Here is an 11,130-nt window from a genome sequence, read left to right on the forward strand (position 1 = left end):
ATCGACTGGGCGGTTCTCATCCTTGCGCTCGTTACGGCGCAGCGACTGGGTGAGCTCGTGCTGGCACGTCGCAACACCCGTCGCCTGCTGGCGCGGGGCGCGCACGAGGCGGGCGCGGCGCACTATCCTCTGATCGTGGCGCTGCATGCCGCATGGCTGCTGGGCCTGTGGTATCTCGCGGTGTATCGCTCGCCGGCGGAGCAGGGCATCAACCTGCTCTGGATCACGGTCTTCGTCGTCCTGCAGCTGGCTCGCGTCTGGGTGATCGTGTCGCTGGGAGAGCGCTGGACGACGCGCATCATCATTCTGCCGGATGCGCCACTGGTGCAGCGCGGTCCCTACCGCTTCCTCTCCCATCCGAACTACTGGGTGGTGGCGGGCGAGTTCCTCGTCCTGCCGCTCGTCTTCGGGCTGGCATGGTACGGCCTTGCCTTTACGCTGCTCAATGCGGTGGCGATGTGGATCCGGATTCGGGCCGAATCGGCGGCGCTCGGGTCTCAATAGGACGCCAGTACCTCGATCTTGTGATTGGCGACGATCAGGCGCTTGGCAAGCAGGCGGGCAAGGCTGGCCATGATCTTCTCGCCGGCATGCGGGTACCGGTTGCGGAAGCCATTGAAGGCGTCGAGAGACAATTCGAGGCAGGCGACATGCGTGTCCGCCCAGACATCGGCCGACCGATTTGTCTCCAGCAGCGCCATCTCGCCCACCGCCATGCCGGCGGACAAGGTGGCAAGCCGGACGCCGCTGTGCAGGCGGACGCTGACGACCCCGCTCTCCACGAACATCACCGACGACGCCGGATCTCCGGCGGAAATCAGGCGCTCGCCAATTCGATACTCGCGCCGGACCATAGAGCTGGCGAGGACAGCCAGTTCGGCCGCGTCCAGTCCAGCCAGCAACTCCTGCTCGGCAATGTCGACCGACTGGCCGCGATAGAGATCCCCGTCCTGGCTCTGGATGATGCGGTCCTCGGCCCACTCGATGGCTTCGTCCAGCAGCCCGATGACGTGCACGCTTGGCCGGTCGGCCAGCCAGCTGCGAAGAGCTTGTTCGGCGGGAGTTCCCTTGGGGATTCCGCTGAATACCATCTCGACGCGTCCGGATGCGAGGTCGTCGAAGATATCGGCAAGCAACCGCAGCGCCGCATCGCTGACGGAGGGCACGCGCCGGAAGTCGAGGATCAGGTAGTTCAGGTCCCGGCGAAGGCTGCTGATGCGCCGCGATACATACTCGACGTTGGCGAAGCTCAAGGCGCCGGTGAGCTCGAGGATGGCACACTCCAGGTGATGTGCTTCGAGGATGGCCTGCTCGCGCGCCGGCCGGCTGCGGCGCGACGAGACGCTACCGACATTGTAGCCGGCGGCAATGCAGGTCTGCGCGTCGCCGACCCGGTTGAGCATATGCAGGCCGAAATGCGTGGACAGCGCCTCGCAGGTGCGCAGGCCACGGATGCTGTTTCCCTGATCGTCGATGCGCGGCGAATAGGTGCCGAGGCCGAGCTGCGAGGGAAGGGCGGCGACGATGCCGCCGCCGACGCCGCTTTTGGCGGGAATGCCGACGCGGTAGACCCAGCCACCGGCCGAATCGTACATGCCCGAGCTGGTCATGACGGAGAGCGTGCGGGCCACCGCATAGGACGATGCGACCTGCTCGCCGGTCAGCGGATTGCGGCCCTTGTTCGCGAGCGTCGCCGCCATGACGGACAGGTCCCGCGCGGAGACGCGAAGCGCGCATTGGCGGAAATAGACGTCGAGCACCTTGTCCACGTCACCCAGCAGGACGCCGTGATTGCGCAGCAGGTAGGCGATCGCCCGGTTGCGGTCGCCGCTTTCGCGCTCCGACCGGAACGTGGGTTCGTCCACCTCGAGCCGGCGTCCGGCAAAGCGACCCAGCGTGGTTCGCACGCGCTCGAAGGCGCCGTCGGCGTCGCTTTCGCAGATCAGCCCGACGCAGGCGATTGCGCCCGCGTTGACCATCGGGTTAAAGGGCCGGTTGTCCGAGCGCAGGCGGATGGAGTTGAACGCGTCGCCGCTCGGCTCGACACCTACGATCGCCTCGACCCTGTCGGCGCCGACCGCTTCGAGGGCGAGCGCGAAGACGAACGCTTTCGAAATCGACTGGATGGTGAACTCGACCGTGCTGTCGCCGACTTCGTAGACGAATCCGTCGACCGTCGTCGCGGCAATGCCGAAATGCTGGGGATCGGCAAGTGCCAGCTCGGGAATGTACGAGGCGACCTCTCCGCTATCGTCCTTGGAGAAGTCCGCATGGCAGTGCGCCAGGAATCGCGCCAGGGGGAGTTCGGTGGACGACATCGGTTTATCCATTCTGTTCATTGGAAGCGAATTGCCGGTTTCTCGTCGCTGCGGGCTATGGCGCCTCGATGATTTCGCGCACCCGCGTGGCAACCGCTTCCATAGTGAAGGGTTTGGTGATGAGCGTCATGCCGGGCTCGAGCGAGCCGGCGGCGAGCACAGCGTTCTCGGCGTAACCCGTCATGAACAACACCCTGAGATCGGGGCGAAGGGCGCGGGCTGCGTCCGCGACCTGCCGGCCGTTCAGCCCGGGCAACCCGACATCGGTGATCAGCAGGTCGATGCGCTGCGGCGACTGCACGATCTCCAGGCCCTGAGGGCCGTCGGCCGCCTCAATGGCGCGGTAGCCGAGATCGGCCAGCACTTCGACGACCAAGCCGCGGACCACCGGCTCGTCCTCGATGACCAGGACGGTCTCGCCGGTTTCGGCTGGCACGGCCCTGGTCGCATCCGGGGCAGCCTCGTCGCTGGCTTCCCCCTCGAAGCGGGGCAGGCAGAGATGGACGATCGTGCCCCGGCCGGGCTCACTCTCTATCTCGACATGGCCTTCTGACTGGCGCGCAAAGCCATAGATCATGGACAGGCCAAGGCCGGTTCCCTGGCCGATCGGCTTGGTCGTGAAGAACGGCTCGAAAGCACGGGCGACCGTCTCGGCATCCATGCCGGTGCCGCTGTCAGCGACCGAGACGCGTACATAGTCACCGGACACCCTTTCTGCATGCGCAGCGGCCGTCACCTCATCGACCGCCCGGTTGACGGTCTCGATGACAAGTTGCCCGCCCTCGGGCATGGCGTCCCGCGCGTTGATGGCAAGGTTCAGGATGGCGGATTCCAGCTGGTTGGTGTCGCAGCGCGTCAACCAGAGGCCGCCGGCCAGCCTCAACTCGAGATCAATCCGCTCACCCAGCGTCCGCCGCAGCAGCTCTTCCATCGAGCCAACCAGAGGATTGACGTGGACGGGCCGGGGATCGAGGGGCTGCCGGCGTGCGAAAGCCAGCAGGCGATGGGTGAGGGCGGCGGCCCGATTGGCCGACGTCATGGCGCCCGTGATGAAGCGGTCGAGGTCGCCAAGCCGGCCCTGGCTGATGCGCCGCTGGACGAGGTCGAGGCTGCCAGTGATGCCCTGCAGGAGGTTGTTGAAGTCATGGGCGATGCCGCCGGTGAGCTGGCCGATCGCCTCCATCTTCTGGGCCTGGCGCAGAGCCTCCTCCGCCGCCCGCAGTTCGGCGGTCCGCGCTTCGACCCGCGCTTCGAGCGTGGCGTTGAGCGCGCGCAGCGCTGCCTCCGCCTCGTCGCGCTCGATCACCTGGCGGGTCCGCTCGGCGACCTCCTCCATGAAGGCGACCTCGTCGGCTTGCCACTGACGGATCGGCCGGTCGTTCAGATAGACGATGGTGCGCAGGCGGCCGGCACGCACGAAGGGCACGACGAGGATGGCCCGCGTATCCACGGAGCGGGCCGTGTCACGCGTCTCCGGCTCGTCGCTCAATGGATCGGTCTGCAGGTCGCTCACCACGACGGTCTCACCGGCGCTGAGCTTGGTCACGATCTTAATGCCGAAGGCGCGCGCGGGTACCCGGCCGAGCAGCGGCTGGGCATGGCCGTCGGTCCAGCAGACCGAATAGTCGAAGACGTCCTCAACCGGATCGAGATGGCCGTAGCCCACGCGGCTGACGCCGAAGAAGCGGCCCATCAGGGCGCAGGCGTCGTCCAATGCCTTGTTCGCATCGTTGCCGCGTAGCGCGTCGCTGAGTTCGAGCATGAAGGCGTGTCGCGCCTCGGCGAGCTTGCGCGCGCTGATGTCGATGGCGGTACCCACGGCGCGGAAACATCTGCCGTCCGCGTCGAACAGGCCCTTTCCCTTGGCCGCGATCCAGCGGATCACGCCGTCGTCGCGCCCGATCGTCCGGTACTGCACGTCGTAGGTTGCCCGCAGCGCAGGGTCGAGGGCGGCGCCGAACGCCCGGCTGGTGGCATCACGGTCCTCGGGATGGAGGCCGGCGTAGAAGTCGTCGAGCGTGCAGACGGCATCGGGCGAGAAGCCAAACATGGCCTTGGTACGCGGCGACCAGGTCAGCGTGTCGGTTGTGAAGTCGACGTCCCAAGTGCCGATCTCTGCCGCCTCCGTCGTGAGCCGGAGCGATTCCTCATTCAGCAGAGACTGACGCTCGGCTTCCTTGTGAGCCGTGACGTCGTGGCCGCCGACGAAGATGCCGTAGATCTCGCCCGCCTCGTCGCGCATCGGTTCATAGACGAAGTCGATGAAATGCGTGCTGGCCTCGGTCCTGAGGCGAATCGGCATGGCCCGGGCGATGAAGCGCTCGCCCGTGCGGTAGACCCGGTCGAGCAGCTCGTAGAAGCCTTGGCCCTCGAGCTCCGGCAGGGCCTCGCGCACGCTGAGGCCGAGGAAGTCGCGCTGGCCAGCGATGGCGAGGTAGGCTTCGTTCACGTACTCGTAGATGTGGTCTGGGCCGCTCAGGACGGCGATGAAGCCGGGCGCCTTCTGGAACGTGCGGCGTTGGCGCTCGATCTCGGCCATCAGCCGCTGCTCGGTCAGTACCTTCTCGGTGGTTTCGCTGCAGACGACCAGTACCCCGCCCACGCCCTGCGGGGCGTCGGCCTCGTCGATAGGGCTGTAGCTGTAGGTCCAGTAGACGTCTTCGCGGCGGCCGTTGCGCGTGATCGGGACCAGGTGGTTCTCGTGCCACGTGGCGCCTCGGCCCGACATTACCTGCTCGATCTGGGGTCCGATGATGGGCCAGATCTCCTCCCACACGACCGGTCCCGGTTGGCCGAGAGAGGAGGGGTGGCGTTCCGGGCCGATCGAACGCCGATAGGCGTCGTTGTAAAAACTGATGAGGTCCGGACCCCACCAGATGTACATCGGGTGGCCGCAGTTCAACAGCAGCCGGACCGCGGTCCGCAGCGACTGCGGCCATGTGGCCGGGTTGCCGAGCGGCGTGCCCTTCCAGTCATGTGCCCGCATGAGCGCGCCCATCTCGCCGCCCCCGGCAAGAAAGGTCATGTCGCGCTCGGTCGAAGTCATGGACGGACAGTATCGATTCGCGCCTGTCCCGCAAGGGAGGGGAAGCGGGGCCTCAGATCACCCGCTGTGTCCGCGCGAAGGCCATGTAGAGGTCGTGCGCGCGGGCGGCGATCGGACCGGGCTGCATGTCGCGGCCTTCGTAGCGGCTGACCGACTGCACCTTGCCGGCATTGCCGGTGGTGAACATCTCGTCGGCTTCCTCCAACTCCGCCGGACGGATCGTGCGCTCCTCGACCGTGATGCCGGCCGAGCGCAGGAGCCTGATCGTCCGATAGCGTGTGATGCCGGCCAGGAAGCTGCCGTTCGGTACGGGCGTTGCGACCAAGCCATTGCGGGCGATGAAGAGGTTTGAACTGCAGGTCTCCGCCACGTTGCCGAGCGGGTCGAGCACCACGCCGTTGTTGAAGCCGCGCTTCAGCATCTCGGCGACACCGCGCGAGGAATTGGGATAGAGGCAGCTCGCCTTGGCGTCGGTGGGCGCGGTCTCGGGCGCCGGCCGGCGAATGGACCGGCACAGGCCGAGCGTCAGCGGCGTGCCGGCGCGCATCGGCGAGATGTAGGTGCAGAGCAGGAACTGCGCGGAGTCCGGATCGACCGAGATGGGACCGGCGCCGCCCTTGCCGGCCCAGAACATCGGCCGGACATAGAGTTCGGCCTTGGGACCGAAGCGCCGCACGCTCTCGTGCATCAGCTTCAGGATCTCTTCCGGCGTCTGGGTCGGGTTCAGGCCGATGGCGCGGGCCGAACGCACGACGCGTTCCGCATGGAGGTCGAGGTCGGGGCCGCAGCCCTCGAACGCCCGCCCGCCGTCGAATACCATGGAGCCCAGCCAGAAGGCGTGGTCGCGGGGGCCCAGGATCGCCGGGTTGCCTTCGTGCCAGGTGCCGTTCCAGTAGGTGAGCGTGTCCATTCTATCCTCGTCGTCCCTCGAAGCGCGCGGACATAGCAGACGATGAGCGGCGCGGCCATCCTGGCCCTGGGTGCGGCATTCTGCTTCGCCCTGGCGCTGATCCTGACCCAGTTCGGACTGCGGACGATGCCGTCATGGCGCTCGCCACTCTATTCGATCGGCGGCGCGCTGGTCGTGGCCTGGCTGGCCGCCACCGTTTTCGTCGACTGGAGCACCTTCAATCTCGACGCGGCGCTGATCTTCGCCAGCGTCGGCTGCATCTTCCCTGTGGTGGTGTCGATCCTTTCGGTCCGCTCGAACGAGCGGCTAGGACCGGCGGTGGCCGGTGCCGTGGGCAATGTGACGCCGATCTTCGCGGTGCTGGGCGCGGTGCTGTTCCTCGGCGAGCATCTCGGCCTTCTGCAATTGGCCGGCCTGGCGATGGTGGTGGGTGGCGTGGCGTTGCTGGCGCTACGCGGTGGTACCGGTGGCCGGCGCTGGTCCGTCTGGGTGCTGGGCCTGCCGCTCGCCGCGGCGCTGGTGCGCGGCGCGATCCAGCCGGCGATCAAGACCGGGCTCGCTTTATGGCCCGAGCCGCTGGCCGCCGCCGCCATCGGCTATGCGCTCTCGACGGCAGTGATCCTGTCGCTGGTCGGACGTCGCGCGTTGCGGGAAGGGCCGGCGATCCGCAGCGGCGTGCTGTGGTTCCTCGGGGTCGGATTCGCCAACGGCAGCGCTACCTTCCTTCTCTATGCGGCACTCGGGCTGGGCTCCATCACCATCGTCGCGCCGCTGGTCGCGCTGTTCCCGCTGATCGGCGTGGTCATGAGCTGGCTCTTCCTGCGCGGCGAACGGCTTCATGTGATCGGGCTGCTCGGCATCCTCGTCAGCGTGGCCGGCGTCATTCTCCTGCTTCTGGGCGGTACCTGAGCGCAGGGCGGCCGGATCGATGCGATTCGCTCGCAACGCTTGTTGATCGGGAAGCAGTTGCTGCAGGCTGGGGGTGTACTAAGGTCGGCCGACTTCGGAGGAAACAACAATGACGGCCCCGCTCACCATTCGCCTGCATCCCGCTGACAATGTCGTCGTCGCCCGCATGGACATCCTGCCTGGCACGAAGGTCGAGGGTGAGGTCGCGGCCGCGACGCGCGTGCCGCCGGGTCACAAGATTCTCACGAGGGCGGTGAAGCAGGGCGAGCCGCTGCGCAAGTACAACCAGATCATCGGCTTCGCGACCGAGGATCTGGCCCCCGGCACGCACATCCATACGCACAACTGCATCATGGGCGACTTCGAGCGCGACTATGCTTTCTGCGCCGATGCCCATCCAACGGATTTCATCGTGCCGCCGGTCACTTTTCAGGGCTATCGCCGAGCCGACGGCCGCGCTGCGACGCGCAACTACATCGGTATCGTCACGACCGTGAACTGCTCGGCCGCGACCAGCCGCATGATCGCGTCACGACTCGAGCCGCTGCTGGCGCAGTTCGCCAACATCGACGGGGTCGTTCCCCTGACGCATGGTGGCGGCTGCGGCATGGCCGCGTCGGGCCTCGAGATGGACGTGCTGCGCCGCACGCTCGCGGGCTACGCGAAGCATCCCAACATGGCGGCGGTCGTCGTGCTCGGGCTGGGCTGCGAAGCCAACCAGATCTCCGGCCTGATGAACGCGGAGGGATTGAAGGAGGGGCCGAAGCTCATTCCCCTGGCGATCCAGGACGAGGGCGGTGTCTCCAGGACCGTGATGCGCGCCGTGGGATTCCTGAAGGAGTTGCTGCCCGAGGCGAACGATGTGCAGCGCGAGGCGATTCCCGCCAGCGAGCTGATTCTGGCGCTGCAATGCGGCGGCTCGGACGGCTATTCGGGCATTTCCGCCAATCCCGCACTGGGGGCGGCAGTCGATCTGCTGGTGCGCAATGGCGGCACGGCGGTTCTGTCGGAGACGCCCGAGATTTACGGTGCGGAACATCTGCTGACGCGTCGCGCCGTCAGCAAGGACGTCGGCGAAAAGATCGTCGATCGCATCCGCTGGTGGGAGGACCATTGTGCCCGCACCGGCGGTGAAATGAACAACAACCCGTCTCCCGGCAACAAGGCGGGTGGCCTCACGACCATTCTGGAGAAATCGCTGGGTGCGGTCGCGAAGGGCGGCACGACGAACCTCGTCGACGTCTACAAGTATGCCGAGCCGATCACCGCCAAGGGTTTCGTCTACATGGATTCGCCGGGCTACGACCCGGTGTCGGCCACGGGCCAGGTCGCGGGCGGTGCCAATGTCCTGTGCTTCACGACGGGCCGCGGCAGCGTTTTCGGCTGCAAGCCCACGCCGTCACTCAAGCTTGCGACGAATACCTCTCTTTATAAACGCATGACTGACGACATGGACATCAACTGCGGAACGATCATCGATGGAGAGGAAACGATTCAGGAGAACGGCCGGCGGATCTTCGACCTTATTCTTGCCACGGCCTCGGGCCAGAAAACCAAATCGGAGCTTTTGGGGATCGGGGACGACGAGTTCGAGCCGTGGAAGATAGGCGCAACAATGTGAAGAAAGGGACGCAGCCAAATTGATCTGGCGGCGTTACGTTCCTCATATGCGATCCTACGACTCACGAACTTGGCCATGCTTTGGCAGCCCAGCCCACAGCGGTCCCGGACTTTCCCCCGAGCTTTTACCCAAATTCCCGGTTGTCGAAGGCGGTAGCTGCGAGCGCTCCGCCAGCGCGCATTTGCTTGCTCGTTTAACTGCCCAGGAGAGAGACATGGCTACAGGCACCGTCAAGTGGTTCAACGCCACGAAGGGATTTGGGTTCATCCAGCCGAGTGACGGCGGCAAGGACGTGTTCGTCCATATCAGTGCAGTCGAGCGCTCGGGCCTGAACGGCCTCAACGAAGGCCAGAAGATCGGCTACGAGATCGCCACCGAGCGTGGCCGTTCGGCTGCCGTCAATCTCAAGGCGGCTGACTGAAAGACATGAGAGTCGTTCCCCTCGTCGAACGCCCCGATCTGGCCGAACAGGTCTCGGTCTGGGGCTTCGACGAGTGGGGACACCTCAATCCCGGCCAGACGCTCGGCCAGCGCCGGGCCCGGGTTGAGGGAAAGATGAATGTCGATCGCCTTCCGATCGCCTTCGTCGCGCTGGGGGACGATGGCGGTATCGTCGGTACGGCGTCACTGATCTTCGACGATCTCGAGGGCGATCCGCGCAACCCCTGGCTCGCGAGCGTCTTCGTTCCTGCCGAACACCGCAAGAAGGGTATCGCATCGGCGCTCGTTCGCGCCGTCGAGGATGCGGCTCGGCGCATCGGTTACGATCGCCTCTATCTTTTCACGCACTCGGCCGCCTCGCTCTATGCAGGTTTGGGCTGGAGGGCGCTTGAGCGGCGCGACTATCGCGGCGAACATATCCAGGTCATGGAGAAATCGCTGTGAGGGAGTCTGTATGCCATCCGACCTGCACTATCTGTCGCTCGACGAGGTCGCGCGGCGCCTGAAGGCGCGCAAGCTGTCGTCCGTCGAACTGACCGGATCGATGCTCGACCGCATCGGCAAGGTCGATCCCAGGCTCCAGAGCTATGCGACCGTGACCGCCGACCGTGCGTTGGCCGACGCGGCATGCCTCGATGCTGAGACTGCGTCCGGCACCTCGCGAGGACCGCTGCACGGTGTGCCGATCGCGGTGAAGGATCTTTGCAACACGGAGGGCGTCGCGACCGCGGCCGGCATGGAAATCCATCGCGGCAACGTGCCGACGCGGGACGCAACGGTGGTCGCGCGGCTCAAGCAGGCGGGAGCGGTGCTTCTCGGCAAGCTGCAGATGACGGAGGGCGCCTACGGCGCCCACCATCCGAACATTCCTGCGCCGCTCAATCCCTGGAACGCGGCCTACTGGACAGGCTCATCCTCCTCGGGTTCCGGTGCGGCCACGGCGGCGGGCCTTTGCTACGCCTCGCTGGGTTCCGACACCGGCGGCTCAATTCGCTTCCCCTCGACCATGAACGGGCTGTCGGGCCTGAAGCCGACCTGGGGACGCGTGAGCCGCGCTGGCGTCTTTGCGCTGGCCGAGTCGCTCGACCATATCGGCCCGATGACCCGCAACGCCCTCGACACTGCGATCGTGCTCGGCGTGATCGCGGGTGCCGATCCGGAGGACCCGACCTCGGTCGGCCTGCCGGTGCCCGACTATGTCGCCTCGATCGACCAGGGCGTGCGCGGCCGGCGCATCGGGTTCGCCACCAACATGCAGGGGCTCGATGAGGACGCGCGGCGCGCCCTCGACGGTGCGGTCGAGGCGCTGAAGAACACGGGTGCCTTGATCGTCGACGTGAAGCTGCCCGATGGTTTCGACCAGGGTGCCCGCGACTGGGTGCCTCTGTGTGGCGTGGAAGCGGCGGTGGCGCACGAAGTCACCTATCCGTCGCGGGCGGCCGAGTACGGTCCGGTACTCTCCGGCCTGCTCGATCATGGTCGTCGCCTTTCCGCGACGGAGGTCGCGAAGATGCAGCTCCGCCGCGCCGCGCTCACCGGCGAGCTCAATCGCCTGCTGGCGTCGGTCGATCTTCTGCTGATGCCGGTGATGGCCAGGGCCGTGTGGTCGACCGAGGCGCTGCAGGCGGCGGGGCGCGATCCCGAGACCGTCGCAGCGCGTCTGCGCTACACGGCGCCGTTCGACCTGAGCGGTCATCCGACGCTCACTCTGCCAGGCGGCATGTCGGCGGACGGTGTGCCGGTGGGCTTCCAGGTCGTCGGAAAGGCCTTCGATGAAGGGCTGATCCTGGCGGCAGGCCACGCCTACCAGCAGCGGACCGACTGGCATTCGCGGCGACCGCCGCTGTAAATGCACGGCGGGACGGCGCGTGGACGCTGATTCTCC

General features: G+C 66.4%; 9 protein-coding genes. 6 read left to right on the top strand and 3 right to left on the bottom strand.

What is annotated here, in order from left to right; genetic code table 11:
- Positions 1 to 504 carry an isoprenylcysteine carboxylmethyltransferase family protein gene (locus tag EPO41_RS07380; RefSeq protein ID WP_296322709.1) on the top strand — a complete coding sequence of 168 codons (504 nt, stop codon included), beginning with the start codon at positions 1 to 3 and terminating at the stop codon, positions 502 to 504.
- Here EPO41_RS07380 and glsA read toward each other — a convergent pair.
- From glsA to EPO41_RS07395, 3 genes are read right to left on the bottom strand one after another with little or no spacing between them, the layout of a single operon-like run.
- Entirely contained in the window at positions 498 to 2,318 is a 1,821-nt protein-coding gene (gene glsA / locus EPO41_RS07385) for a glutaminase A (protein WP_296322606.1), read from the bottom strand. The two genes, EPO41_RS07380 and glsA, sit on opposite strands and share 7 nt — an antisense overlap.
- A gap of 55 nt (positions 2,319 to 2,373) precedes the next feature.
- Positions 2,374 to 5,364, bottom strand: a complete 2,991-nt coding sequence (locus tag EPO41_RS07390) for an ATP-binding protein (RefSeq protein ID WP_296322609.1) — start codon at positions 5,362 to 5,364, stop codon at positions 2,374 to 2,376.
- A 52-nt stretch (positions 5,365 to 5,416) separates the two neighbouring features.
- Complete coding sequence (locus EPO41_RS07395) at positions 5,417 to 6,274, bottom strand: branched-chain amino acid aminotransferase (RefSeq protein ID WP_296322612.1); 858 nt, start codon at positions 6,272 to 6,274, stop codon at positions 5,417 to 5,419.
- A 42-nt stretch (positions 6,275 to 6,316) separates the two neighbouring features.
- On the opposite strand from EPO41_RS07395, the gene EPO41_RS07400 reads away from it, so the two are divergent.
- The 5 genes from EPO41_RS07400 to EPO41_RS07420 all read left to right on the top strand — a co-directional run bounded on the left by EPO41_RS07400 (position 6,317) and on the right by EPO41_RS07420 (position 11,094).
- On the top strand, positions 6,317 to 7,183 hold the full coding sequence (locus EPO41_RS07400) for a DMT family transporter (protein ID WP_296322616.1): 867 nt from the start codon (positions 6,317 to 6,319) through the stop codon (positions 7,181 to 7,183).
- 109 nt (positions 7,184 to 7,292) lie between these two features.
- Entirely contained in the window at positions 7,293 to 8,804 is a 1,512-nt protein-coding gene (locus tag EPO41_RS07405) for an altronate dehydratase family protein (protein ID WP_296322620.1), read from the top strand.
- Positions 8,805 to 9,018: 214 nt separating this feature from the next.
- Positions 9,019 to 9,225: a cold-shock protein gene (locus tag EPO41_RS07410; protein ID WP_230553054.1), complete on the top strand. Its 207-nt coding sequence runs from the start codon at positions 9,019 to 9,021 to the stop codon at positions 9,223 to 9,225.
- 5 nt (positions 9,226 to 9,230) lie between these two features.
- Complete coding sequence (locus EPO41_RS07415; RefSeq protein WP_296322623.1) at positions 9,231 to 9,689, top strand: GNAT family N-acetyltransferase; 459 nt, start codon at positions 9,231 to 9,233, stop codon at positions 9,687 to 9,689.
- 10 nt (positions 9,690 to 9,699) lie between these two features.
- Positions 9,700 to 11,094: an amidase gene (locus EPO41_RS07420; RefSeq protein ID WP_296322626.1), complete on the top strand. Its 1,395-nt coding sequence runs from the start codon at positions 9,700 to 9,702 to the stop codon at positions 11,092 to 11,094.
- Positions 11,095 to 11,130 lie beyond the last annotated feature (36 nt).

The sequence above is a fragment of the Reyranella sp. genome (assembly GCF_004297265.1).
Lineage (GTDB): Bacteria > Pseudomonadota > Alphaproteobacteria > Reyranellales > Reyranellaceae > Reyranella.

Excerpts from the sequence above, each read along its gene's own strand:
- glsA (WP_296322606.1), bottom strand. The coding sequence starts at position 2,318 with ATGTCGTCCACCGAACTCCCCCTGGCGCGATTCCTGGCGCACTGCCAT.
- EPO41_RS07390 (WP_296322609.1), bottom strand. The coding sequence starts at position 5,364 with ATGACTTCGACCGAGCGCGACATGACCTTTCTTGCCGGGGGCGGCGAG.
- EPO41_RS07395 (WP_296322612.1), bottom strand. The coding sequence starts at position 6,274 with ATGGACACGCTCACCTACTGGAACGGCACCTGGCACGAAGGCAACCCG.
- EPO41_RS07400 (WP_296322616.1), top strand. The coding sequence starts at position 6,317 with ATGAGCGGCGCGGCCATCCTGGCCCTGGGTGCGGCATTCTGCTTCGCC.
- EPO41_RS07405 (WP_296322620.1), top strand. The coding sequence starts at position 7,293 with ATGACGGCCCCGCTCACCATTCGCCTGCATCCCGCTGACAATGTCGTC.
- EPO41_RS07410 (WP_230553054.1), top strand. The coding sequence starts at position 9,019 with ATGGCTACAGGCACCGTCAAGTGGTTCAACGCCACGAAGGGATTTGGG.
- EPO41_RS07415 (WP_296322623.1), top strand. The coding sequence starts at position 9,231 with ATGAGAGTCGTTCCCCTCGTCGAACGCCCCGATCTGGCCGAACAGGTC.
- EPO41_RS07420 (WP_296322626.1), top strand. The coding sequence starts at position 9,700 with ATGCCATCCGACCTGCACTATCTGTCGCTCGACGAGGTCGCGCGGCGC.